This window comes from Peribacillus sp. GL_122 (genome assembly GCF_057835005.1).
In genome coordinates this window covers 840,554-867,361 of record NZ_CM174415.1, presented here as the reverse complement: position 1 = coordinate 867,361, position 26,808 = coordinate 840,554, and the positions used below count along the sequence as shown (strand labels likewise).

General features: G+C 40.9%; 22 protein-coding genes and 1 pseudogene. 4 read left to right on the top strand and 19 right to left on the bottom strand.

Going from position 1 to position 26,808, the window contains the following annotated elements:
- Positions 1–55: 55 nt before the first annotated feature.
- Positions 56–1,315 (top strand): amidohydrolase, encoded by a 1,260-nt coding sequence (locus AC3ISB_RS04215; protein ID WP_141993787.1) that lies wholly within the window; start codon positions 56–58, stop codon positions 1,313–1,315.
- 36 nt (positions 1,316–1,351) lie between these two features.
- Positions 1,352–2,758, top strand: coding sequence for a M20 family metallopeptidase (locus AC3ISB_RS04210; protein WP_144528555.1), 1,407 nt, complete (start codon positions 1,352–1,354; stop codon positions 2,756–2,758).
- 449 nt (positions 2,759–3,207) lie between these two features.
- On the opposite strand, the gene AC3ISB_RS04205 is transcribed toward AC3ISB_RS04210, so the two are convergent.
- The 9 genes from AC3ISB_RS04205 to speB form a co-directional block, all read right to left on the bottom strand.
- Entirely contained in the window at positions 3,208–3,729 is a 522-nt protein-coding gene (locus tag AC3ISB_RS04205) for a P-loop NTPase family protein (protein WP_480340046.1), read from the bottom strand.
- Positions 3,730–3,945: 216 nt separating this feature from the next.
- Positions 3,946–5,004, bottom strand: coding sequence for an alkene reductase (locus tag AC3ISB_RS04200; protein ID WP_480340047.1), 1,059 nt, complete (start codon positions 5,002–5,004; stop codon positions 3,946–3,948).
- A gap of 243 nt (positions 5,005–5,247) precedes the next feature.
- Complete coding sequence (locus AC3ISB_RS04195; protein WP_480340048.1) at positions 5,248–6,675, bottom strand: MDR family MFS transporter; 1,428 nt, start codon at positions 6,673–6,675, stop codon at positions 5,248–5,250.
- A 69-nt stretch (positions 6,676–6,744) separates the two neighbouring features.
- A complete protein-coding gene (locus AC3ISB_RS04190; RefSeq protein WP_480340049.1) occupies positions 6,745–7,317 on the bottom strand; it encodes a TetR/AcrR family transcriptional regulator in 573 nt (190 codons plus the stop codon).
- 246 nt (positions 7,318–7,563) lie between these two features.
- The gene (locus AC3ISB_RS04185; RefSeq protein ID WP_220126990.1) at positions 7,564–7,656 is read right to left on the bottom strand and encodes a putative holin-like toxin; all 93 of its coding nucleotides are present in this window, start codon (positions 7,654–7,656) and stop codon (positions 7,564–7,566) included.
- A 170-nt stretch (positions 7,657–7,826) separates the two neighbouring features.
- Complete coding sequence (locus AC3ISB_RS04180) at positions 7,827–8,816, bottom strand: D-2-hydroxyacid dehydrogenase (RefSeq protein WP_480340050.1); 990 nt, start codon at positions 8,814–8,816, stop codon at positions 7,827–7,829.
- A gap of 89 nt (positions 8,817–8,905) precedes the next feature.
- On the bottom strand, positions 8,906–9,667 hold the full coding sequence (locus AC3ISB_RS04175) for a class II aldolase/adducin family protein (RefSeq protein ID WP_489275618.1): 762 nt from the start codon (positions 9,665–9,667) through the stop codon (positions 8,906–8,908).
- A 44-nt stretch (positions 9,668–9,711) separates the two neighbouring features.
- Positions 9,712–11,133 (bottom strand): sodium:solute symporter family protein, encoded by a 1,422-nt coding sequence (locus tag AC3ISB_RS04170; protein WP_141993781.1) that lies wholly within the window; start codon positions 11,131–11,133, stop codon positions 9,712–9,714.
- A gap of 100 nt (positions 11,134–11,233) precedes the next feature.
- Entirely contained in the window at positions 11,234–12,232 is a 999-nt protein-coding gene (gene speB, locus AC3ISB_RS04165; RefSeq protein WP_480340051.1) for an agmatinase, read from the bottom strand.
- A gap of 319 nt (positions 12,233–12,551) precedes the next feature.
- On the opposite strand from speB, the gene AC3ISB_RS04160 reads away from it, so the two are divergent.
- The gene (locus AC3ISB_RS04160) at positions 12,552–13,955 is read left to right on the top strand and encodes a sigma-54 interaction domain-containing protein (protein WP_286178714.1); all 1,404 of its coding nucleotides are present in this window, start codon (positions 12,552–12,554) and stop codon (positions 13,953–13,955) included.
- A 1,307-nt stretch (positions 13,956–15,262) separates the two neighbouring features.
- Here AC3ISB_RS04160 and AC3ISB_RS04155 read toward each other — a convergent pair.
- From AC3ISB_RS04155 to AC3ISB_RS04145, 3 genes and pseudogenes are all read right to left on the bottom strand, one after another.
- Positions 15,263–15,460 (bottom strand): annotated as a pseudogene (locus AC3ISB_RS04155) (antibiotic biosynthesis monooxygenase family protein); the annotation flags it as partial.
- A gap of 136 nt (positions 15,461–15,596) precedes the next feature.
- Entirely contained in the window at positions 15,597–15,725 is a 129-nt protein-coding gene (locus AC3ISB_RS04150) for a hypothetical protein (RefSeq protein WP_260398103.1), read from the bottom strand.
- A gap of 289 nt (positions 15,726–16,014) precedes the next feature.
- Positions 16,015–16,194: an IDEAL domain-containing protein gene (locus AC3ISB_RS04145; RefSeq protein ID WP_098370899.1), complete on the bottom strand. Its 180-nt coding sequence runs from the start codon at positions 16,192–16,194 to the stop codon at positions 16,015–16,017.
- A gap of 450 nt (positions 16,195–16,644) precedes the next feature.
- Between AC3ISB_RS04145 and AC3ISB_RS04140 the strand changes: the two genes are divergently transcribed.
- Positions 16,645–17,943: an MFS transporter gene (locus tag AC3ISB_RS04140; RefSeq protein ID WP_144551773.1), complete on the top strand. Its 1,299-nt coding sequence runs from the start codon at positions 16,645–16,647 to the stop codon at positions 17,941–17,943.
- Between the two features lie 88 nt (positions 17,944–18,031).
- On the opposite strand, the gene AC3ISB_RS04135 is transcribed toward AC3ISB_RS04140, so the two are convergent.
- The 7 genes from AC3ISB_RS04135 to AC3ISB_RS04105 form a co-directional block, all read right to left on the bottom strand.
- Complete coding sequence (locus AC3ISB_RS04135; RefSeq protein WP_098370897.1) at positions 18,032–18,727, bottom strand: YjjG family noncanonical pyrimidine nucleotidase; 696 nt, start codon at positions 18,725–18,727, stop codon at positions 18,032–18,034.
- A 213-nt stretch (positions 18,728–18,940) separates the two neighbouring features.
- The gene (locus AC3ISB_RS04130) at positions 18,941–20,425 is read right to left on the bottom strand and encodes a sodium:solute symporter family protein (RefSeq protein WP_098370896.1); all 1,485 of its coding nucleotides are present in this window, start codon (positions 20,423–20,425) and stop codon (positions 18,941–18,943) included.
- Complete coding sequence (locus AC3ISB_RS04125) at positions 20,422–20,610, bottom strand: DUF3311 domain-containing protein (protein WP_089363537.1); 189 nt, start codon at positions 20,608–20,610, stop codon at positions 20,422–20,424. The genes AC3ISB_RS04130 and AC3ISB_RS04125 overlap by 4 nt, the downstream gene beginning before the upstream one ends.
- Positions 20,611–21,156: 546 nt before the next feature.
- Positions 21,157–22,917, bottom strand: coding sequence for a CocE/NonD family hydrolase (locus AC3ISB_RS04120; protein WP_489275615.1), 1,761 nt, complete (start codon positions 22,915–22,917; stop codon positions 21,157–21,159).
- A 218-nt stretch (positions 22,918–23,135) separates the two neighbouring features.
- Positions 23,136–24,218 carry a tartrate dehydrogenase gene (locus tag AC3ISB_RS04115; protein ID WP_098370894.1) on the bottom strand — a complete coding sequence of 361 codons (1,083 nt, stop codon included), beginning with the start codon at positions 24,216–24,218 and terminating at the stop codon, positions 23,136–23,138.
- Between the two features lie 18 nt (positions 24,219–24,236).
- Positions 24,237–25,688, bottom strand: a complete 1,452-nt coding sequence (locus AC3ISB_RS04110; protein WP_489275613.1) for an aldehyde dehydrogenase family protein — start codon at positions 25,686–25,688, stop codon at positions 24,237–24,239.
- Positions 25,681–26,763, bottom strand: coding sequence for an aromatic ring-hydroxylating oxygenase subunit alpha (locus tag AC3ISB_RS04105; protein ID WP_063235396.1), 1,083 nt, complete (start codon positions 26,761–26,763; stop codon positions 25,681–25,683). The genes AC3ISB_RS04110 and AC3ISB_RS04105 overlap by 8 nt, the downstream gene beginning before the upstream one ends.
- Between the last annotated feature and the right edge of the window lie 45 nt (positions 26,764–26,808).

Sequence of the window (26,808 nt, the reverse complement as noted above, 5' to 3'; positions counted from 1 at the left end):
GGACACCAAATCGTATTATATGAATTATCATCAAATAAATTAGGAGTGAAACGAATTGGATATTATTTCTTTAAGACGTGATCTTCATCAACATCCAGAAGTTGGCTTTACGGAATTTCGAACTGCTTCAAAGGTAGTGGAAGCACTAACTTCTCTGAAATATAACGTGATATTTGGGAAAGATGCTTTAGATGGTGATTCTCGCCGTGGAGTCCCCCCTATAGAAGTATTAGAGGAAACATTTAATAGAGCATTACAAGATGGCGCCAATCCAGAAATCCTCCAAGAAATGGAGGGTGGATATACTGCCGTCATTGGTATATTAAAAGGAAAAACTGATGGCCCAACCGTAGCTTTCCGCTTTGATATGGATGCATTGCCTGTTACGGAAAGTACTGATTCTGACCACTTCCCGCAAATAAACGGTTTTCGTTCCAAATATGAAGGGAATATGCATGCCTGTGCACACGATGGCCATACAGCAATTGGCTTAGGACTTGCTGAAAAATTAGCTGATGGGAATTTCGCAGGAACGGTAAAACTTATTTTTCAACCAGCTGAAGAGGGAGTACGCGGTGCCTATTCAATGGTACAAAAAGGGATTTTGAATGATGTGGATTATTTATATTGTCTGCACCTTGGCACAGATGTCCCCCTAGGAGAATTTCATGGTGGTTCTTCCGGCTTTTTAGCAAGTACGAAAATGGCTGCCCATTTTCATGGGGTATCTTCTCATGCAGGTGCTTCTCCGGAAAAAGGGAAAAATGCATTGTTAGGAGCAGCCACCGCATTATTAAATATACATGCCATTCCAAGATTCAGTTCAGGTTCTACCCGCATAAATGTAGGTATTCTTAACGGAGGAACTGCCGCTAATATTATTCCAGCGCATGCAAAAATGGTCATTGAGACCCGGTCTGTATCCGAAGAAACAAATGCTGAAGTGGAGCAACGTGTTCGAAATATCGTGGCTCATAGTGCAGGTATGCATGAGCTTGAACATGAAATTGAAATTATAGGTCAAGCAATTACGATTCGTTGTGATCAAGAACTTGTCGAACTGGCCATGGAAGAAGCCAGGAATGTAGATGGTTTTTCAACAATCAAAGCATGCAGGGAATCCGGTTCTGCAGGTAGCGAAGATGCAAGTTTTATGATTCGAAGAGTACAGGATATTGGCGGGAAAGGGACATATATGATTATTGGGACTGATATTCCTGCACCACATCACCACCCTAAATTTGATATTCAAGAAGAAGTTTTACCAAGGAGTGCAGAACTTTTGAATCTAATTGCAAGACGCCTATTAAAATAATTCTTCAGAATATATATAGGAAGGAAAGAGTGTAAAATGACACATGTAAATAGATTATCGGAAATCATTGAACAAAAAAAAGAAAAATTCATTGAAGTCAGTGACTGTATATGGAATTTTGCAGAAACACGCTTTGAAGAATATCAATCTGCTGAATTGCTATGCAGCACGTTAGAAAACGAAGGATTTTCTGTTGAAAAAGGTGTTGGAAACATAGAAACGGCATTTATCGGTAGCTTTGGGACCGGTAAACCTATTGTGGCAATCATGGGAGAATTTGATGCGCTGTCAGGTATGAGTCAAAAAAAAGCTACAGCTAAACAAGAGCCAATAGTACAAGGTGAAAATGGCCATGGATGTGGTCACAATTTACTTGGTACGGGATCTTTAGCTGCAGCTGTTGCTGTGAAGGATTATATGGAAGAGAATCATATAAATGGGACAGTTCGTTATTATGGATGTCCAGGAGAAGAAGGCGGATCAGGCAAAACCTTCATGGTCAGAGAGGGTTTGTTCGATGACGTTGATTTTGCATTTTGTTGGCACCCACTGGATGTTAACGGCGTTATGTCGATGGATTCGCTTTCCAATTTCCAAGTGTATTATAAGTTTAAAGGCAAAAGCTCTCATGCAGCAGCATCACCACATTTGGGACGGAGTGCTTTAGATGCCGTAGAACTTATGAATGTTGGCGTGAACTATTTAAGAGAGCATATTATTCAAGAAGCAAGAGTCCATTATGCCATAACGAATTCAGGTGGATTATCGCCTAATGTTGTCCAACAAGATGCAGAAGTTCTTTATTTATTACGAGCTCCAGAAGTTTCACAAGTTCAAGATATTTACTTGAGAGTTTGTAATATTGCTAAAGGAGCTGCCCTTATGACAGGAACTGAATTGGAAATCGTTTTCGACAAAGCCTGTTCCAATGTTATCCAAAACAATGTGCTAGAATCCGTCATGTACAAGAATTTTCAAGAATTAGGTATTCCACAACACGATGATAAGGAAAAACAGCTTGCCAAAGAAGTCCGCGCCACCTTAACCGAACAAGAAAGGAACGGTACAATCAATCCTTTTAAAGATAATCAAGATGATGCATTGGCAAATTGGTTAGAACCCATCGAGGGCTCCCAAGCGCCATTAACAGGTTCCTCGGATGTGGGAGATGTTAGTTGGATTGTTCCTACTGCCCAATGCACAACAGCTTGTTTTGTTCTTGGGTCACCATTGCATAGCTGGCAGTGGGTTACACTGGGATCAACATCCATTGCCCATAAAGGAATGCTTCATGCTGGCAAGGTTATTGCGGCAACTGCAGTAGAAGTGCTTCAAAATCCGGAATTAATTGAAAAGGCAAAAACAGAGCTAAAAGAACGATTAAAAGGGAAAAACTATATCTCCCCTATTCCGCAAGATGTAAAGCCTTCAGTTAAAAGATAGACTAGATTGGTGAGTTGCTGTAACCGTCAATTGTCCGTAGATATATGGTAATTTAGTTCATGGAAACTTATTATGGTTCGGAAAACATATCTTTCATCAAAAGATGTTCCCAAACCAACACCTTCAACTCCTCAAGTATGGTTTTTATCTATATGTTAGAACAAAGTTGATTGGAGAGAAAGGTGCGAGACTCCTGCGGGAAAAGCGCGTCTAGGGAGACCCCGCAGGCGCAAGCCGAGGAGGCTCGCGGACCGCCCGCGGAAAGCGAGTGCCTGGATCGGAAATCTACGTCCAAATTGTACAAGCCATAAAAAAACTGTGGTAAACTCGATTTCTTCGAATTTGTCTACAGTCCTCAGGGATCTTCGATTGGAAGGTCCCTTTTCCATTTTGGCTTTTATTAACTCTCGGAAACCTCTAAGTGTCATAAAAATTAATGGTAAGAAAGCTTATCCCTTCATATTCAACAGATATCCTTCCATATCGTGCTTGCTTTTTAATATAACTATTAGCTTTTCAGGGTCACTCTTTTGAAGATCTGCAAATCTCATTTTCATGTCTTTTTTGCGAGGAAAGTAGGTGGTCATGATAAATTTAACAAACTGCCAGTCTAATTTTTCATTGCAGCCTTCGCCCATATCAGGTCTTGTTTTACCTAGATAAGATAACCAACGTTTTATAACACGGTAAAGGCAAACACGGAGAGGAAGTTCTAAATATATAATCGTATCGGCAAGCTCCGAACGTAAATTAAAAGAATTACTATAGTTGCCTTCCATTATCCACTTGTCATGACTCAATACTTCCTTCTGAGCAGAAATAAAATCCTCTAAGGGAGCCTCCACCCAGCCAGGCCTCCAGTAGAATGTATCCAAATGATGTACTTCGATATCCAAATTATCTCCAAGTCTTCTTGCAAAAGTGGATTTTCCGACACCCGCGGACACTCCGATAACCATGATACGTTCCATTTATATACCAGCCTCCTCACTTTATTAATTGAAATAACCAGTAAGTCTACCAAATATATATAACCTTTTTAACATCCGTCTTCCTCTGCACTTCCCTTTTAGTTACATAGAAAAGGCGACCCTTCTTGAATGAAGAATCGCATCAGTTATAGAAAAGTTAGTATGGTTACTGCGGTGTCCTGTCAATGAACCAGCCTGACTTATATTATATCTCTATTAAATCAGTTGCCCTAAATGTTTCTTTGCCTCGTAATCAACAAGTTTTTCATCCAGCTTAATACGTGCCAGATAATCCGGGTTGGCTATAAGCGGACGTCCAATCGCCGCAACGTCAATAATGCCTTTTTCCAGTGCGGCTTCTGCGGTTTCAGGATCAAGCCCCCCTACACCAATTATGATTCCATCCCAGTGGCTGCGTACCAATTCATGCATCGTCAATCCTCTTGCAATCGGTTTGGTAAATTCCATCGTGGATGGGTGAATCATTTTGACTCCTGTTTCATTGAACGCTTCAATAAATGTTTGGATCGCTTTTTCAGGGTCTTCCCACATGTAAGACGGCTGGTCAATTTTCAAAGCCGAAAAACGAATAAGGGTACGTTCCACTCCAACCGCATCAATAACTGCTTTTAGCACTTCCTTCATAAAAGTCAGACGCTGTTTTAAATCACCACCGTACCGATCGCTCCTTTTATTGGAGGTGTCAGAATTGAACTGGTCTATTAAGTAGCCGTGTGCACCATGAATTTCAACGCCGTCAAAGCCAGCATCCATTGCATTCTTTGCAGCTTGTTTATATTGGTTCACAACTTCTGCAATATCCGTCTCTGTCATTTCTTCAGGAATGTCAAAAGGTTTACCGAATCGGGAAACCTTACCTTCTGCAGCGATGGGTGACGGAGCCTGCGGAGGAAGTCCTCCTGCAATTTCATGGTGACTTGCACGGCCCACATGCCAGATTTGCGCAATAATCGTTCCGCCTTCTGCGTGCACTGCTTCCGTTACTTTTTTCCAGCCGTTGATTTGCTCTTGAGTATATATTCCGGGAACCCCAGGATTGCCCTTTGCTCTTGGTGAAATCACTACACCTTCAGTAATGATAAGCCCGATTCCATCTTGTGCCCGTTTTCGGTAATATTCTACGGTCAGGTCATTCACAACACCCGTTTCTTTATCGGCAAACGCCCTTGTCATAGGAGCCATTGCCGTTCTTGTTTTTAAGTTCCATGCACCAATTGTTACAGGTTCAAACATTTTGGTTTTCATTGTATTCATTTGAATTCCTCCTGTTAACCGCCTTTACCTGGGCTAAATTTTAATAACTATTACTGTGTAAGATTATCCGATAAGTGGTTGATTTTCAAATAATTCACTCAGTTTTTATAGCTTCCGATAAAATATGGTAATAAAGACCAATGAAAACGATTTATTCACGGTTATTGTTTTTTCCAAACAAAAAGCCAGACAGAGAAAATCTTTCCCCTGCTGGCTAATTTATCTTTTTTCATTAATATCTTATTAGTCTCGAGCTGTCCTGATAAAAAACGACACGATCAAGCCAATGATTGCAAGGACAAGACCGAAAATAAAAGCATCTTGAACGCCTGCAGTCAATGAACCGCTGATGGCAGATGGATCGAACGGATCTTCTGCATTTGCCATATAATTTTTTTGGGATGCTGACATGATTGTAATGGCAACGGTTGTACCGATGGCCCCCGATACTTGTTGCAATGTATTCATTAGAGCCGTTCCATCCGGATAAAGATTTTTCGGCAGTTGATTCAGACCATTTGTCTGGGCCGGCATCATGACCATCGAAACACCAATCATAAGGAGGGTATGCATGACGATTACCATAATGATCGTCGTTTCAGTCGTTACGTTCGTCAAAGTCCATAACATGACAATCATGATAATGAAGCCTGGGATCACTAACCCTCTTGGCCCGAACTTATCAAAAATGCGCCCAGTAACTGGAGACATAATACCATTAAGCACTCCACCCGGTAATAGTACAAGCCCAGCAGAAAACGCAGCTAATGCAAGACCGGTTTGCAGGTATAACGGTAAGAGAATCATGGATGACATGATGATCATGAAGGTGATGAAGACGGTTATTAACCCTAACGTGAACATCGGGTATTTAAAAACGCGCAAATCAATCATCGGTTTGTCCATGTTGAATTGCCTCACAGCAAACAGGAATAGCGCTATAAGTCCAACAATGATCGAAGATAGAACTATCGTATTGCTCCATCCTTGCTCTCCGACAATACTAAAGCCATAAACAATACCCCCAAAACCAATGGTCGATAAAATAATGGATGGTACATCGATTTTAGGTTTGGTGATCGTTGAAACGTTTTGCATATATTTGAGACCGAATAGTAAAGCGATCACAAAGAACGGCAAAGACACCCAGAAAATGTAATTCCACTTTAGGTTTTCGATAATCAAACCTGAAACTGTCGGTCCGATGGCTGGGGCAAACATGATCACCAGCCCCATCAATCCCATTGTCGCTCCCCTTTTATGAATAGGGAAAATCAATAAAATGGTATTGAACATGAGAGGTAATAAAAGACCCGTTCCGATTGCCTGGATGACACGAGCTAGCATCAAGATGCCGAACCCAGGTGCAATTGCTGCAATGAGCGTCCCAATGATGGAGAACACCATTGAGGCAATGAATAATTGACGAGTATTGAACCACTGAATCAAGAGTCCCGAAACGGGAACCAATATCCCTAATGTTAATAAGTAACCCGTTGTCAGCCATTGCACGGTGGAAGGACTGACATTGAATTCTTGAATTAGATCCCCCAGCGCCATGTTTAATGCCGTCTCACTGAATAACCCAATGAACCCTGCAATTAAAAATGCAATTAATATAGGGGTCGTTCTAATGACTGGGTTTTGTTGCTGTGTTGCATCTGCAGACATAAAATAATTCCTCCAATTACTAACTGTTCGACCTAAGCTTAAGATAATTTTTCCGCATGACTTATTTATTTATTTATTTATCAGCAATAATGGTATCTGTTCCGCAATGGCTTGGAGAGGTTCCCCGTTTTTTGCCGTTAAGGATAAAAGGATACCGCCTTCAATTAAAGCATTAATTACGATACTCAATTCTTTTGCCCGTTTCTCACTGAATTCCGCCTCGAGTAATTTCTTCACATATATGGATTGCCAATCTTCTATCGCTTCTTGACAAGCCGTTCTTATCTGCTCACTCGTCGTATATGTTTCCGCTGCAATCGTCCCGATTGGCAGTCCTAATAGATTTTCACTATCACCAAATACCTCGGATAAACGAAAAATATGAGACTGAATGGCTTTGATAGGGTCTTCAATTTCATCAAATCCCCGTTTAATTTCATCTATCACGAATTCTTTTGTATGAATAATCGCCTCGATCGCCAATTCTTCTTTGCCTTTCGGAAAATAATGATACAGCGAACCTTTTGGGATGCCACTTTCCTCAATAATGTCCTTGAGCCCTACACCGTAATATCCACGTATCCGAAAAAGTCGGGAAGCAGCCTCAATAAGAATGTCTTTCGAGTTTCGTTTTTCTGCCATAGCTGGATCACTCCTTAAAATTATATCAACCGGTCTATTAGAGACTATACTTGGATATCATTGTTTTGTCAAAAATGACAAAGCCTATGAATGGAATATGCTATTGAACTCATTGAAAACAAAAAGAACACCTCATAATGGTGTTCTCTGCAAGTTTAAAAAATCGAGGAATCAATACCTACAATCCGCTACTTTTTTAAAACGCTTCCAATAATAATCAAAATATTCGGCCGGCCATCATTATCTTCAAGGATTCTTGTCATGATTTTTGAAATCAAGAATAGCAATTACAAACATGCCAAAGCTTAGCATTAGGGAAATAACTTCGAAAGTACCCATTCATACATCGCCTCCTTATATCCAGCTTTTCCTGATCAGAGATTGTCCTATACAAGAAAAAGATGAAGCAGTGGCTTTTAAACAAAAAAAGCAAACCCATCAGGGTCTGCCCTCGTACTTAATTCTTATGATTGATCGTTGAAACTTTCTTTTCAAAAGACCGATTACTGTTAATAACCAAGTTTTTTTTCCACAACGTTTATTAGGGGTTTACCGTCAGAAAAAAGCTTTAAATTTTTCAAGAATAATTCCATCACACGATCTAGGTATTTGGAAGAGTTGTAAGCATTATGTGGGGAAACCATGACATTTTCCAGCTGCCAGAAAGGGTGATCCTTAGGTAAAGGTTCTACTTCAAACACATCTAGAGCCGCTCCTGCTATGTGCCCATTGCTCAAGGAATCAATTAAATCTTCATCCACAATCGTATTACCGCGGCCGACATTAATTACATAGCTGCCTTTTTTCATTTTATTTAAGCGTTCTTTATTAAAAAAGTATGAGGTATCTTTTGTAAACGGGAGTGCCAAGACGACAAAATCGGACCTGGAAAGGACCTCATCCACTTGATCCATACCCATTATCAAATCCGCAGGTTCATATTCTTTGTTCCTCTTGGAGGGATTCCGGCGGCACCCAATAACGGTCATACCCAGTGCTTTACATCTCTTCGCTATCTCATAGCCAATATCACCATACCCAATTATCCCCACTGTCGCATTTTCAAGATCTTTCACAGGAATTTCAACCCAGGTTTTGTTTATTTGATTTCTGATCATTGTCGGTACGCCTCTTGCTAACGAAGATAGCATCGCAATTGTATGCTCGGCTATCGGGACAGATGTACAGCCTTTGACATTGGTGATGATGACATCACTGTTCTGTATATCTTCATTCAGCATGGCCTCAACCCCAGCACTGTCTGAATGGACCCATTTAATCCTTGGAGCTTTTTTTATAATGTTAAGATTATCATGAAGCCCCAGCGTATAAAGGACATCAAACTTTGATAAATCAACTGTTGGCTGTGGTTCAGGTTCGCCGAATTCCCATGGCTCGACAACAACTTCTGAACAAATCGCCTTAAACTCATTGATGTATTTTTCCGGTATATCGACCCTGATATAAAGTGAAGGTGCTATTTTCTTAGAACCAGACATTATAAAACCTCCTCAAGAACCTCCGATTCCCTTTTCCCTCTTTTATGGGAAGGCAATCCGTTGCGATTATACCATGCCGTGCTTTATGATCATTTCAAGAAATCTGGTTGCTCTTTTCTGATTCTGTCCCAAAGAGGTTGAAAACTCAGCCAACCCTCATATTCCGTTCCCGTTTGTTCTGCCGTTAACTTTGCATACTCTTCTTCTATAAAAATCCGCTTACCTACAGATTCAGCCATTATCTGTGCTTGACATGAACGTTCCATCGTTATGAACCACCAAGCAGCTGAATCTACAGATTGGCCGACCGTTAACAATCCATGATTGCGGAGGATGACAGCTTTGTATTGACCTAAAGCCTTAGCAATGCGCTTTCCTTCTTCGGATGCATAAACCACACCAGTAAAATCATCAAATAATGCATGGTCATTGTAAAATTGGCAGGCATCTTGCGTAATCGGATCTAGCAGTCTTCCTAAGGAAGACCATGTCTTTCCATAGACCGAATGAGCATGTGCCGCAGCAATCGCTTCCGGTCGCGCTTTATGGATTTCAGAATGAATGGCAAAGGCAGCACCATTCACAGAATGTTCACCCTCTACAATATCACCTTTATGATTAACCAATATAAGATCCGAAACGGAAATTTGACTAAAATGCATCCCAAACGGATTGACCCAGAAATGGTCTGTATATTTAGGATCACGGACGGTAATATGGCCAGCTATCCCTTCATCGAAACCGAACTTTGAAAAAAGGCGGAATGAAGCTGCCAAACGTTCCTTCCGGTGAGTTCGTTCCTCTTCCATTGTATTGAATGTTGCGGGTTGCAGGGAAATTGTCTTTGTCATTTTTCTTTCCTCCTCGATTCTGTTTCCTCATTTTTTGCCTACCATCAATTAGCCATGGTGTCCATGTCCGCATTATCCTTTACATCTTGCTTTACCTCATTATTGGGGCTGAGAAAAGTAAGGGTAGTGATGACAACAAAACTAGTAGCGAGTCCGTATAGAATGGGTTGAGTGGAGGAAGGTCCATTAATGACCAATCCAACAATAATAACGATCATGCTAGCTAGAATGGAGTAGAATGCAGCTTTAGCCGTGACTCTCTTCCAAAAGAAGCCAAGAATGATTGGAAAGAACACAGCGCCGGATAAGATTGCGTAAGCTACATCCAGTGCAACTAAAATATCTTGTATCCATATCGAAACGATTATCGTCAATACACCAATCGTTAAAGTTGTAATTCGAGATGTTTTTAAAAATTGACGTTCACTCATTCCTGGACCGATATATTTTTTAATGATGTCATTAACAACTAAAGTGGACGAAGCAAGCAAAGTTCCTGAAGCTGTGGACATAAGGGCAGATACCACACTCGCAATGACAACCCCCAATAGACCAGCAGGTAAAGTTTCCATCGCTATACTAGTAAATGCATTTTGTGGATCGCCTAAATTAGGAAGGATAATAAAAGCGCACATTCCAATGATACTGATTGCAATCGCATAAAAAACACTATATATTCCCGCTCCTACCGTTCCACCCCGGGAGATAGCTTTGGTTCGTGCGGTAAAAAGACGCTGCCAAATATCTTGGCCAACAACTACCCCTAGAGTAAATAGTAGGAAATATTGAAAAATTGTTTCTCCGCCAATATTGCCTAACTCGAAATGTGATGCAGGAAGATTTTCTTTAAGCGAGCCCCACCCTCCTGCCTTAGAGATGCTCATCGGAAGCATGATAAAGAAAATGCCGATCGTCATGATGACGAATTGCACGACATCAGTCATGGTGACTGACCACATACCTCCTAAAATTGTATAAAATAAAACGATCCCACCCCCGACTATCATGGACACCGTTAAGTTCCAGCCAGCCAAAACATGTAAAATTGTCCCCATCCCAATTACTTGCGTTACAGTCAGCATGAATGTGTAGATAACAGAGACAAGGGCACTGATCAATCTTGTTTGAGAGTTGTAGCGCTTCTCAAGCATTTCACTGATTGTCAATACTTTTAAATCAAAGATCTTATTTGTTAAAAACAACCCGATGGCAATAATGCCGAGCCCGATCATCACCACTAGCCAAATACCGGATATCCCAAACTGATAACCTAACTTTGCTGTTCCTAGAGTAGAAGCTCCCCCTAATATCACAGCAGCTAAACAGGATAAATACATAAAATGACCAAGATTACGTCCTGCCACAATGAAATCATCTGCTGTTTTTGCCCGTTTGGATCCGATTACTCCCACAATGATTAAAACAGAAAAATATAGAATCATGATCGATATATCCAAAATATGCATTTATACATCTCCTTTTGGGCTTGTTATGTTCTATCGCTTTGTAAAGAGGGAAGGAAGGGATTTCACCGATACCTTCCTTCTTTACAGTAAAAATGAGGAATTACTTGTTAAGCTGTGTTTCCAAATCTCCGGCTCTCTCTTTTTTCTCCAGTTTCCCTTTTTTTGCGAGAGCGATGAGTGTGATGAATTCATAGACAATATTAGCTGCTGCGGCAGCCGTGATTTGTCCGTGATCGTATGATGGTAAAACCTCAACAAGGTCGAATCCAACAAAATCTATATTCGTCAATCCTCTCACTAAGGCTAAAGCATCATCAATGCTGGCTCCGGAAACTTCAGGGGTACCCGTTCCTGGAGCATAGACCGGATCTAAAAAATCAATGTCAAAAGATAAAAACACCGGACCATCCGCAACACGCTCATGAATGACCCTTAGCATCTTTTCGACCCCGATACGTTTATAATCGTTTGTCGTATAAACGCCCAAACCTAAATCCCGGGCATCCTGAAGATCTTCCGGTCCATACAGACCGCCCCTCATACCAATTTGAAGAGATCGTGATACATCGATGAGACCCTCTTCTATCGCGCGGCGAAAAACGGTTCCGTGATTATACTTTTGATCAAAATAACTATCCCAAGTATCAGAGTGAGCATCGAATTGAAGCAGGGCAACTGGACCATGTTTTTTTACGATCGCACGTAACTCCCCTAGCGTAATGGAATGATCGCCTCCCAATGAAATGGGAATGATCCCTTTTTCAATGACGTGGGTAAGCTCTTCTTCAATCTTTTTATATGTTTCAGAAATATACCCCGGAATGATCGGAATATCCCCATAATCAATTCCGGATATATAGTCAAAAATATTAATATCTTGTTCTGGATTATAAGGACGTAAAAGGATTGAAAAATCGCGAATGGCTTCTGGTCCGAATCTCGCACCTGTTCTAAATGATTGCCCGGAATCAAATGGAATTCCCGTAATGACAAAATCCATATGTTCATCTACCCGTTCAACAAATGGGAGCCTCATAAACGTACGCACTCCACAAAAACGGGGTGATTTGAATGAGTCTTTCGGTTGATACTTCATCATGTAACATCCTCCTAAATTCTAATTCTGCTATTATTATTTTTCACTCCACTGCAATGGCAGATGTCATACAAACTTCCATCTTTTCAAATAGAATGGACATATATAACACCTTGTTTGGAAATTCTCTTCTTACCTTTTACTTAAGCAAGATTCAGGCCAACTATTTCGCTGCGGTATATAAGGCTTTTCATTATTTTGTTTCATCAAATGATTAAAAACTTAATCATTTTCTTGTTTTTTGATTTAATTTTTGATTATTTAGACTATTTGATTTATATTTTAATTAAACAGCATCCCAAAACCGAAAGGAGCGGAATGTATGTACGACGACATGCTGGAGGAAGAACTAAATAAGATTATTGAAACATCGAATAATAACATTCTCATTACCGATCAAGATGGAATCATTTTATATTCCAACCCAAAGCTTTGGGAGATTTATGGTATGGAAAGTGACTCTTATATCGGTACCTCCGTCTATCAATTAGAAAGCGAGGGCCTTCTCACACCTTCCATCAATGCGATTGTTTTAAAAGAAAAGAAAGCGAAGCGCATAATGCAGGAAACGAAAACGGGTCATGTTGTCATGTCGACTGGCTATCCCATTTTTAATAAGGAAGGACTACTCGTTAGGGTAATCAGCTATGGTCAGGATCAAACCGAGATCCTGCAATTGCAGGATCAATTTGAACAATTACAACGAAAAGTAAAAGGCTATCAAACGGAAGTCGAGGATTTAAGAGAAAAGGAACTGGATTACCATTATTTGATTGCTAGAAGTAATGAAACGAAGCATATTTTAAAAACGATCCATAATGTTGCAAAAACCGATGCCACGATTCTCTTATTAGGACCTTCCGGGGTAGGGAAAAGCACTTTTGCCCGTGCTGTTCATGACCAAAGCAACCGAAAGAAAGAACCTTTTATCGAAGTGAATTGCAGTACGATACCTGATAGCTTGTTTGAATCGGAAATATTTGGCTATGAGCCGGGATCATTTACAGGGGCAAATAAACAAGGGAGGCAAGGCCTGATTGAGCAGGCTGACAGCGGAACTCTTTTCTTGGATGAAATCGGGGAACTCCCACTTGCCATGCAAGCTAAATTACTGAAAGTATTACAGGAAAAAAAGATAAAGCGCATCGGTGGAAAAAAAGAAAACCATATTAACTTCCGCCTGGTTGCAGCAACTAATCAAGATTTGAAGGAGATGGTAAGTCAAGGTAAGTTTAGATTGGACTTATTTTATCGTTTGAATGTGATTCCCATCCAAATTCCGGCATTACATGAACGTAAAGAAGATATCCCTCTCTTAATTCAGCATTACTTACAGAAAACCAGTGATAAATACCAGAAATTCAAAAAAATCCATCCATCGACTTATGAAGTTTTGACTCATTATCATTGGCCCGGAAATATACGGGAATTAGAAAACTTAATTGAACGGTTGATCCTGACCATCGAAGAACCAATTATATTTCCCGAACACCTTCCGCAATCCATCACAGGGCAAATTGAACAGCCTGAAGACTCCAACTTCCTTGCAATCGAACAGGATTGTAAAGAGAATTTCGATTTAAAGAAGACACTGGAAAAGGTTGAAAGGCAACTGATTGCAAAAGCATGGGAAAAATGTAAAACCACATACGAAATGGCAGAACATTTGGGCATCAGCCAGCCAACAGTCATCTATAAATTAAAGAAATACAAAAAGTATTTGTAATTTCATCTGGACTAGAATCCCTGCTGACCTTGAATGGTCCTTAACCTTTAGTCATAAATGAATTCAAGCTAAGGGCGCTTTTTGAAACCTTATATGCCGGCAATTCAAAGTGAAAACTTTGAATCGGAAATAATGCCAATTAAAAAGCCCTAAACATTCAATCAAAAAAATCCACATTCAAGATGAATGGGATTCACAAATATCATTTACGTTTCCATATTATTACGGTTAAAGTTTACATTAATTAATCGAATGATAGTCAGTGAAGCTTCTGCAACACCTGTTAGCGACCATTCACAGGAACGGTAAACACAGTGTTGGTTCCATTCACTGTGAATGACCCTGAATTTTTGTTACTCATAAGCGGAAACCGGTTGCCCCCACTATTCCTGTTGGACCGGTTTCACCTGTTATTCCTATCGCTCCTGTAGCTCCGGTTGTTTCTCTGCTTTATAGACTCAATAATTCATACTGAAAAATTCATCCTTGTATGTTTCCCCAAAAATGTGGTTTTTTCACATCTTAGTCGACATGCAAAAAGGCTCCCATAAATGGAAGCCTTCAATTACTAACATAGCAATCTTGTCAAACATTTTATGCATTCAAGCTTTTTTCCAATTTGGAACCCCAAGATTCGCGGATGATCAACTCATCTTCCAGAACGAATTTTTTCTTTTCAATGGTTCCGCCTTTCATTAATGTCAGCAATAGGTTCGTTGCCTTTTTAATATTTTTTTTTGACCATCAAGCCAATATAAGGATCGTCGTCAAATAAAATCGATTTCATTTCTTTCAGGGGTTCCACCTGAAGAAAAAGGTGAACACCTAACCTGGCGCACGAATCGTAATCAAATCCCAACTGGGACCGGTCTTGGTTTCAGATAAACTAACCACTACTTTAAAGACATCTTAATGGTATTTTTAAATATTAATATTTCTAAACTTAATTGATTTTATCTTAGGAATCCTAGCCATCCTTAGAACTAAACCACTTATTAGTTCATAAATATTAACATACTAAACGACCTTCCTGCTCTCCCACTCTTCACTTTTCCATCAAAGACACCATTCTAAAAAAATATTTTACTATATCAGCAGATTAGGAATAACATAAACCTATTTTGAGATGATTCCATCAACAAAAAGAGGCACCCATAATGGGAGCCTGAATTTTTAGTGAAGGTAAGCTATTGTATGTGAACGGCCACCATTCCGCATCCCTATGCGACACGATAGTTGAGAAATGTGATATTCCACCCAGTAACTTAACTTTTCTAATGTACGGAATCTAAAAAAAGGATAGTAAGTTATTTCACTGCCTTTTTAATAGCCTTCACTTCATATAATGATCCTTCCGAACTGACGATATATTCAGGCTTTGGTTTCCCAAGGTTTGCTTTATGGCCTGCGATATGGGCTTCACTCTTTTCCCACTGCTTCCAATGCGCCCCCGACTCCCAATTGATCATAATGATGACCTCTTCATTGCCGCGTCGTACTTTTTTCACCTAGTCGATAACGATGCTCATTATCAATTATTGCGCCTTTGACTTGGGGCCTTAGAACTCTAAATCCCAAAAACAAAATAAAAAATGAATCAGAAAGTCATGCAGATCTTCCTGACCCATTTTTTATTGTCATTCACCTTTTATCTTTAAGACTTTTGGGAACATAGTCATTAAGTTTGTTAAATAAAGAAGTAATATAGGAGCTCAGTTCAAATCGATCATCCTGAACAAATTCAATTAACGACACTCCATCCTTTTTCATATCTTTTCCCCCTTTTAGTATTATCCCGGTGCATGAACATTTCAGTCACTAATACCTGTGTATCCCGCCATTAGTCCACTTACATCTACTCTCCATCGTTTTCTTTATTTGATTATACAAGAAAGCGCTTACAATGTAAAATATTATAATACTATAGATTGCTATTTAATTAGAATGTTCCAGTTATATAAAGCTTCATCTTCATCATATTTAAATTATCAAGCAGTGCTGGCTTTTAGGTGTACTTTCAATATCATTACTACTTGTCTTGTTCACAGTGTATGAAATTTCATGAAATGCCCTTCAATATTTCAGTTAAACGAAGGAACTCTTCCTTATCACGATTTCTTAATGAGTCATCGATTTCTTTTTCGATTTGTGCTCTCCGGTAATCACTAAGGGCCTTTTTTAAAACCATTTCAGCCATCTCTTCAGGTTCAAGCGATGTTCCTGGCAATTGCTTCTCCATACGAAACCAACTCCTTAACCTTTTTTCTATTATACTAAATAACTTGGAGATTATTATTATTTCTTTAAATCTTATCCTTTCCTCTTTTTCATTTCCTTATCCACATGATTTCCACTTTGCCACTCTTCTATACATAAAAAATTCTAAATGTTTTGAGTTTAATTTTCCACCTTAGTTAAGACTTTTTCATTTTATCCGGGAAGATTAAATCATTATTCCCATTACTTTAGAACGAATTATATTCCAATACAGGTGATGAGAGCTATGTTATTCGCTTCATTTTTTCAGAAAAATCAGAAATATATTGACCGGTATGGAAAGGCCCTCTAAAATAATCTAAATAATCCATTTTTTTACTTATATTCCTTAAGCATCATTTTTGTTCATTTCAGCTTTATTTATTGCTGTAAACAATTTTGATGAAATACTACGCATTAAAGGAGCATTTCCATGAAAAAAAGTCGCGTTCTTTTCGCTAGTTTAGCTGGTTCCGTTATTGAGTGGTATGATTTCTATTTATACGGGACAGCAACAGGCCTAGTTTTTACAACTCTATTCTTTCCCAATCATGATCCTGCGATTTCACTTCTTCTCGCCTTTGTCACTTTCGGGGCTGGTTACGCTGCCCGGCCAATCGGAAGTATCCTATTCGGCCATATGGGTGATCGCATCGGACGGAAGGCAGCACTCATGTTCACCCTTATTGGTATGGGAGGGAGTTCAATGCTTATCGGTGTTCTTCCCACTTATGCCCAGGTTGGGTTGGCCGCCCCCGCCATCTTGGTGGTGCTGAGGTTGATTCAAGGAATTTCCTTGGGAGGTGAATGGGGCGGAGCCATCCTATTGGCAACGGAATCTGCTCCAAAGGGTGTCCGTGGGTTATATGGATCCATTCCCCAACTAGGGGTCCCCATCGGTTTGGTTGCCGGTTCATTCAGCCTAACCCTTATCAGTTCCTTGACAACCGATGCCCAATTTTTAGCTTGGGGTTGGCGGATTCCATTTCTTTTAAGCGGTGTACTGATCGCATTGGCAATCTGGGTAAGGAGTGGCATTGAAGAAACGCCGGAGTTCCAGCAGCAGAAAGATAGCGGTGATCTTGCGAAGGTTCCCATTATTGAAACGTTGAAACACGATTGGAGAAGTGTGCTGCAAGTGATCGGACTAAAAATTGGGGACGGGTTCTTCAATGTATTCATCATGTCCTATGTTCTCGTCTTTACTACACTGTATTTTGGTTATTCCAAAGATTCAGCCCTTACCGGTTTAACGATTGGCTGCGCTACAATGCTAATTACCATTCCTGTCATTGGTTACATCTCAGATTTCATCAATCGAAAAATCATCTATTTTGGGGGCCTGATTCTCCTTTTCGTCTTGGCCATCCCATATTTCACAATGATTGGGCGTGGGGTTGGCTGGTTCTACATTATGCAGGCAGTTGTACTCGGCGTCATCTGGGGGGCCATTTTTTCTACACAAGGGACATTATTCTCAGAGCTCTTTCCAGCCAAGGTCCGTTATACTGGATTATCTGTCGGTTATCAAGTCGCGGCAGCCATTGCAGGTTTCGGTCCGCTCATCTGGACTGCCATGGCTGAATCATATGGCCCATCCCCTTTGGTATTTGGCGGATTCATGATGGCAGGTCTCGCAATTTCCCTGGCGCTTTGTATATTATCACCGCATTTCAGCAGAAGGATGGAAAAGGATAAAACACTCAAACCACATGAGCTGGATTTGAACTGATTATAAAATCTCTGGCATGAGTAATAACAGAGGCTGCACGTCCTATCACGGACGAGCGGCCTCTGTTATTTTGAATGCATATACCTAGCTATACTTCCTTGCTTCCTACAATATCCAAAAGATCAGAAAGCGTCCGGATTTCATATGTGGGCTTGATTCCCAGATTATTATCCTTTTGATGGGGATTGTACCAGCATGTATCCATTCCATAATTCAAACCGCCCTGTATATCTGATGTCAAGGAGTCACCCACCATCAACGCTTTCGATATATCCGTGATCTTTAACTTGGAAAATGCATAATCAAAAATCCCTCTATCAGGCTTCTGAAACCCAGCCTCTTGGGAAATTATCAAAGTCTCAAAGGTATTGCAAAGGGGTGACCCCCCGATTCTTGCTGTCTGCACTGTTGTGAAGCCATTTGTTATAATAGCCAGCCGGCATCCTCCAAGCTTCTCGCAAACCTCTAAAGCCCCGGGCAGAAGATGTATTTCCTTTCCCAAATGTCCAAGGTACGCACCGCTGAACGCATCCGCATCGATATCAAGCCCATGCTTCAGGAACAATCGCTTGAACCTTTCCACTCCCAGATTTGTTAAATCAATACGCCCCTGTTCCAAGTCCCTCCATAATACCTGGCTGATTTCTTGGTAGCATCCCGCATAATCCTCCGCCCCTGTGGGCAAACCGAACTCCAAGAAGACTTCATGCAGTGCTTTTTTTTCCGATATCCCAAAGTCTAGCAATGTATCATCAACATCAAATAAGATAATCTCGTATTTCATCGCTGCCTCCATAATCATTTTAGTCCAACTTAACACATTTCCTTTAGTTACGTATTAATTATGCAAATTAATGGTTGAAAACTACAAAAAGGATAGCTTTTAAAGGCTATCCTTTTTTGTATGGTTCTTTATAGAAGACGCACCCCAATTCTTTATCGATAGTCATAGAAGATAAGGCGAATAGGACGGTTTCCAATACCACGCTTCCATTGATCAAGAAGTGATTATTCGTTTAACCGGCTCTTCTTCCTGAACCATTTGTTGGTCTTTTCTTGTAAAAGCACTAACAGCCAGCATGACGATAAGGTTAAAGGTAATGGCGACGATCCCTATATCAAGATCCTGTATGAAATGTGGTGCCTTCGGTAATAAAGTGGCCATTGTTGCCTCTGCCAGAGTAAAGTAAGCGACCAACACCACCCCTAAAATCATTCCTGCAGAGGCCCCCGCTTTACTTACCGGATTTCTCTTAAGCAAGCTGAATACTAAAGGAGGGAAAAGCTGCAGGACAAAACTGTAAGCCATGGTCAGTAACGCAATCATCGTATTACCTCCATAGAATGTAAAGATTAAGGAGACCAATGATACGATTGGAACAAATATACGGGTTAGTTTGGCAAGCTGTTCATTCGATGTGTCAGGCTTAACGGCTTTATAAATATTCTTTGATAAAATCGTGGCTGCCGTCAAAATTAACATCGAGCATGGTACAAGGGCTGCAAGCATGCCTGCTGCTCCGACAACGCCAACAATCCAGGGCGGGAAAGCATCTTTCGCGATTTTAAATAAGGCAAGGTCGGTATCTCCGCCTTGTAGATTCGGTATCTGCAAAACCGCCGTAAAACCGATAAAAAGAATGAAAACCAGAATGATTTGATACAGAGGTAAAATGGCAGAGTTTTTCCTGAGAGCCGATTCGTTTTGGGAAGATAAACTCGCTCCAAAGCAATGCGGCCACATATATTGGCCCAATGCGATGGTCAGGCAAAGGGAAATATACCAAGAGATGCTAAACCCTTCATCCGGAAGCAATAAGAATCCCGGTTTTGTTGCTTCAAGAGTTTCGAACATTGGTTGTATTCCACCGAAGTAATGTATTGGCAAATAAATGCCCAAAAACACAATTACGACAAGAATGAGGATATCTTTCAATACTGCCGTCCAGGCCGAACCATGAATACCTGACACATATACAAAAACAGTTACGCAGAGCATTCCGATCCAAACAGCAACCGTTGGGGGAATCAATCCATATGATGCTTCGGAAACGATGATTTGAAAGCCTTTTAATTGTAATACGATATAGGGAATCATTGATAGGACCCCGATAACAGCAACCAGAAGTCCCAATGGCTTACTATTATACTTTTTTGTGAAAAAGTCAGATTGCGTCAGCACATTATGTTTTTTCGCATAGCGCCAAATAGGGGGTAAAATCCAGAAAGGAACGATGTAAGTAAGAGCACAAAATATATAGATAGTGGGACCGCCCATACGGTATGCCGCTCCGCTGGCGCCAAGAAACACAAAAGTCGAAAACATCTCTCCTGCCATCAGAACGAACATGATTAAAGAACCGAAGTTCCTCCCCCCGACTGCCCACTGGTCAAGCTTCATTTCGCGCCCCTTTTTTGCGCGGATACCTAAGTAAAAAGCCAAAACAAGAGTCATGATGATGATTAATATGGAACTGTTCATTTATTCTCCTCCTGTCTATCACAGATCACACTGCTAATATAAAGGCAGATGGATGTCAAAATAAGCCAGGCTGTGGACCAAAAGATAATGAAAGGCAAACCGAATATATATGGCTCCACACGGTTAATCACGGATAATGAGCCAATCGCGGGTATGACGCTGAGCAGCACAATGATTTTCTTCAAATTGAAGTCCCCCTCTTAATAAATCTGTTAATGAAACGACTGTGAAAGCGCTTAAAAAAATGGGTTATGCACCTTGTTCCTTAACCACCTTCACAATGGCAGTAGCTTCACTACTAACCTCAAAAAAAGAAACAATATTACAAATTTTCAAACTGCTATTATCATTTTCTCTCTAATTAAGGTTGCAGGTCGGATTCCAGTGTAATCACCTTTTCCCTGGCTTACATATAGCATAAGAGACAAAATTATGCATCATCTGTTATGTCATTTCCTTATGCCTGGAATCTATTATAATGGATGAACTTATCCCCCCTTCCTTTTATTATTTGCAAGAGTTATGCCAATCTCTTTTATTCATGACCATTCACCTATAACTCTTTTAATACTAGTGATTTAAGAATCCCAATGGCCTTACAATTTTGTTTTTTTAATATTGATCATCTGATTCCTGAGTTTTAATCACCTCACCTGAACTGTTTTTAACTCATTAAACAGGTGACAATGTTGAAAACCAAACATAAGGAAGTCTCCTCCCTGCATTTATAATCATTTTTCACTTGTAGGAATGATTGGCAATAGAATGTGAGAAGGAAATTCCCTGCTATGATAAATCGTTTGTCTGGCCGTTTTTGTTTCACTGCTTTCAATCATTGATTTCCCTGTATTCGGGTTGGGGGCATATTGCGGGAAACTGCTCGATGAAATTTCAAGCAAGATTCGATGACCTGGAAGAAATACATTGCTTGTAGCCCACAAGTTAATTTCGTATTCAACGATTTCCCCATCCAGTTCTTTTTCAGCTCGATGGCCGTTCCGGTATTTTGCGTTGACGATTCCCTCGGTTAAAATAAGCACTGTGCCATCCGGTGATTCATCCACAAGCTTTGCAGTAAAATCAGTGTCCGCTGCGTCAGTTGATGCAAACAACTTCACTTTAACCGGACCTGTTACTTCAAGTGCTTCTTTCAATGGCTCAGAAGTATAAACAAGCACGTCGTTCCGCTTTTCGATTTCGCTCTGATCATATGGCCCCATTGTAAGTGGGCCGGAAAAAAGTGTAGCTCCACCCTTTGTCGGTACAGGGTTTTGGGGATCATATATATATGAATCCGTCTTTTCACCCTCCTGCTCATTTCTGCTTAAGCGCCCATCACCTGTTTTCGTATTCGCTTTTCCATTACTGTGCAAATAATAACTCGTATATTCAGTCCGTTCAAGTGGCCATTCCATTTCATCACGCCATACATTAATCCCCATCACAAATATTTTCACGGGCGCTTCCTTCTCAATACCATTTTCGATGCCTTTCAGCCAGTGATTAAACCAGCGAATATGAAGGTTGGTAATATCTTCTTCAAGGTTAATCCAATCCCCGGACGCGTGCACTCCAAAAGAGCGTTCACCTTGGACCGAGGAAAAAAGGCCATGGCTCCATGGACCAACAATAAGTTTTTGAGTATTGCTTAGTTGGCCATTCACTTTGTTCATTTCCACGTAGTTTTCCAGAGTAGGGCCGATAAAACAATCATACCAACCGCCCAAATGAAAAGCAGGCAGCTGTATCCTATCAAATCTCCCAGTAATACTTGAATTCTGCCAATAAGTTTCGTCTTCGATTGGGTGATTCAAATGTTCAAAGAAAAAGTTATCTTCGTCCAGAACCTTTAATGGCGGCCAATCATTAATAGGTGCATATGCATACAATTCCTCAATATTGTTGAGGGAGTCAGCAAGCATTCGAAATTCTGAAGTCATTTCCTTATTTTTTTCATACTTCCGCTTCAGCAAATCAGGCATAATCGATTCCAATGTCCACGTTTCAAAAAGGCCGAGAGCAAAAGCCCCATTACGATAAACCGTTCCATTTCTTTGGTCATTCAGCGTCATTGCTGGAAAAATGGCGATTAAGTGTGGAGGTTTTTTTTCTGCTGCAAGCAGCTGCGTGTATCCATAATAGGATAGGCCAAACATGCCCACTTTTCCCGTAGAATACGAAAGTGAAGCCGCCCATTCCACTGTGTCGTATCCATCATCTGCTTCCTGGCTGAATGGCCGGAATTCTCCTTCTGACTGAAATCGTCCTCTCACATCCTGTATGATGACAACGAACCCATTTTCAACAAGACGATGGGTGTCCAAATAACGATGGGAATAGAGCGGTAAGTCCTTACTGTACGGAAGCCTGGTCAATAACACCGGAAAATGCCCAGTCAAATTAGGTCTGTATACATCCGCATAAAGTACGGTACCGTCCCTCATCGTGCATGGCACATTTTTTTCGACAACTATTTCAACTTTTTTCATCATAACCGCTCCTCTTAGCTATACCATTGTTTTGAGTTACTTTTGACTTTGAATTAATGATCCCCATTCTGTGTTCCTTTCGTAAAAACAAAGAGACCAAGTGCTTTTCTTTCCAAGCCTTGGCCTCTTCCTTTTTTATAAACGATTGGCTTAACACTTGGATGCATCATTATATTCCGATGACCATTCAAGTATATTGAATGATCCTTTATAAATTCACATCAGACCTTGGATAAAATGATTGACTCGATGATATCCGTTACCCGGTCCCCCACTTCGGAAGTGGATGCCGTGCCATTCATATCGGGTGTGAGTACCCGGGCTTCCAGCAACAGTTGCTCAATCGCATCAAGAACAACCTTACCATGTGATTCATAGCCAAAAAAGTCGAGCATTTGGCTTGCTGACCAAATGGAGGCAAGCGGATTTCCGATACCCCTGCCTGCAATGTCAGGAGCTGAGCCGTGAATTGGTTCGAACATCGATGGAAATTCCCTTTCAGGATTAATGTTGGCACCGGCAGCAAGGCCGATTCCTCCAGCAAGCGCTGCTCCTAAGTCTGTTAAAATATCACCGAACAGGTTCGAAGTGACAACGACCTCAAAGCGCTTCGGGTCTTTGATCATCAGCATTGCCGCTGCGTCGACAAGATATGAAGCCGTTTCGACTTCGGGATATTCCCTGCTGACCTCTTCGAATACTTGATCCCAGAAAACCATCGAATAATTCAGGGCGTTGGCTTTAGAAATGCTCGTGAGCGATCTGCCTTCTTTTTTCGCGGTTTCAAAAGCATATCGGATGATCCTTTCCGTCCCTTTACGGGAAAACACACCGTTTTGCAGAACAACTTCATGTTCCTGCCCTTTAAACAGCCAATCTCCTGCGCCAGAATATTCACCTTCACTGTTTTCGCGGATGAACAGCATATCAATATCTTCACGTTTCACATCAACAAGAGGCAAGTGAGCCCCTTTTAATAATGTCACGGGCCGGATATTGACATACTGATCAAAACTTTTACGGATTTTCAATAATAGCTCCCATAGTGAAATATGGTCTGGAACGCCCGGAAACCCGACCGCTCCCAAATAAATCGCGTCAAACGCTTTCAGCTTTTCGATCCCATCATCATCCATCATTCTACCATTTTCGGCATAAAATTCGCAGCCCCATGGGAAGTATGTGAAATCCAATTGAAAACCTGAATCCAGTTCAGCCACTTTTTTTAATACTTTTATGCCTTCATTAATCACTTCAGGGCCAATGCCATCTCCTGCGATGACCGCAATTTTGAATTGTTTCATAAATGATCTCCTCGATTTTCAGTCTTGGTTCCAAACGACCAATTTCATTTCGGTCATTTCTTCCACAGCGTATTTAATGCCTTCACGACCAGTCCCGCTTTCTTTGACTCCGCCGTATGGCATTTGATCGACACGATAGGTCGGCACATCATTGATGATCACACCGCCTACATGCAATTCCCTTGATGCGTACAATGCGTTTTTCACATTGTTTGTGTATATCCCGGCCTGCAAGCCAAAGCGGGAATCATTCACTTGATCAATCGCTTCCTTCACTGAACCCACTTTATTTACAATGACAACCGGAGCAAATACTTCCTGGCATGAAACTTTTAGCGTATGATCCGCATCTGTAATGATTGTCGGCTCAAGAATGTCACCTTGCAATTTCCCCCCTGCTGCGATCTTTGCCTTACTGCCTTTAGTTTCCTCAATCCAGCCCAATACACGTGCTGCTTCCCCTTTGGAGATTAAGGCGGAAATATAAGTATCCGGATCCAATGGATTGCCAATTCTAAGTTTTTTGGCCGCAGCAGTGAATTTTTCGACAAACTCTTCATACACTTCTTCATGTGCATATACACGTTGCAATGAAATACAGACTTGCCCCTGATTGGAGAAGGCACCCATGATGCAACGATCGATAATGTTATCGATATCTATATCTTTATCAATGATTAAAGCCGAGTTCGAGCCAAGTTCAAGTGTGGTCTTTTTCAAACCCGCTTTGTTGCGGATTCCGATTCCAACGCTTGGGCTGCCTGTGAATGTGATCATGCTTACCCGATCGTTTTCTAAAATCGCTTCTCCGACCGTGCTGCCCGGACCTGTCACTACATTTAATACGCCAGCCGGCAGACCCGCTTTTTCAAAAATTTCTGCGATGAAAAGTGCGGACAGCGGAGTTTGCGAAGCAGGCTTCAAAACAATGGTGTTCCCTGCAGCTATTGCCGGTCCGACTTTATGCGCCACTAAATTCATCGGGAAGTTAAATGGGGTGATGGCACCAATGACCCCGATCGGCTCTCTTAACGTGTAACCAATTCGGCCAACACCGCCTATGGCTGCATCAAAAGGAATTGTTTCACCGTGAATCCTTTTAGCCTCTTCAGCCGAGAACTTATACGTTTCGATGGTCCTTCCAACTTCCGCTTTTGCGAACATGATCGGTTTGGCTGATTCACGGGAAATGATTTCTGCCGCTTCTTCCGCATTCTCCATTAATAACGCAGCAGCCTTCTCCAATATATCCGCCCTTTGATAAGCTGGCATTTTTGCCATGACTTCGCGCGCATTGTAGGCGGCTGCAATCGCCTTTTCGGTCAGCTCTTTATCCGCCATGGCAATTTGGGCGATTTCTTCCCCGGAAAAAGGGGAATATAGCGGGGCATAGTTTTCCGTTTCAACTTTTTCGCCATTGATCATCAGACATTGTTTCATCGATTTAAATTGATTCGCTAATTTACTCATTTAGGGCCTCCAATACCATTTCATGAAATTGAACAATTGCTTTTTCCGAAGAAGAATATCTACCTTTGTTAAAGGCACGGGAGCGGAAACCGATTTGTTCCAGCTCTACAAGTTCCACATCTTCTTGTCGGACTTGTTCGGCAAACGTAACAAGATCTTTCTCTTCCTGAGTCAAATTCTCATCGCGGAAATAATATGTGTAAACAGCCAAAGTCGTTTCGTGATCAATCGGAACCATTTGAATGGTTGCCATATTTCCGGGACCTGGATAGATGGTCAACATCAAGTTAGGCCACAGCCAGAAAAAGGATCCACCTTGCATTTCCGCCTGATTTAAATCGACCGTTCCGTAATTTTTATCCGGTTTAACGATCGAACCTTGCAGTGAATAGTTATCGCAAGTAATGATTTGGTAATCATCCATATCGAGTGCAGCAACAAAGCTTGGATGTGCTACATGGCAATGGTCACATTCTAAATAGTTATCTATGAACGCTTTCCAGTTTGCCTTGATCACCCTCGTTTTTTGGCTTGTTCTTTTTAACTCACTTAAAAACGGGTATTTACTTAAACGGTCAAAGAAATCGCCGTAGGATTCGCTAAGCGGTTTTGCATTATCATCCAAGTTTACAAAAATTAGAGATTCCAAGATTTCCATGCGAACGGAGCGTAAACAGGCATCTTGTACACAGGCTTCATCTTCTCCTTTAAAATTCGGCGCTTTGTTCAATTTCCCATCCAATTTGAATGTCCAACCATGATAACTGCATTGTAAAATTTTCTTCTTTCCTGATTCACTTTTTTCAAGCTTAGTGGCACGATGCGGACAAACGTTATAAAAAGCGCGAATCACCTCATCCTGGCCGCGGTTCACTATGATCGGCTCGTTGGCTACTTCTGTCGTAAAGAATGATCCCACTTTTTCCAATTGGCTGACATGACCCACAAGCTGCCAAGATTTAGAGAATACTAGATCGATTTCCTTTTCGAGAACTTTCGGATCCGTGTATTTGTCATATGTCAATGTTCTTTCAAATGTACGATTTGTTACATTTTCCACCTTGTTATAAGCCATCATTCATTTCCCCCTAAAAAATGATTACTAGCATCCCTGCCATAC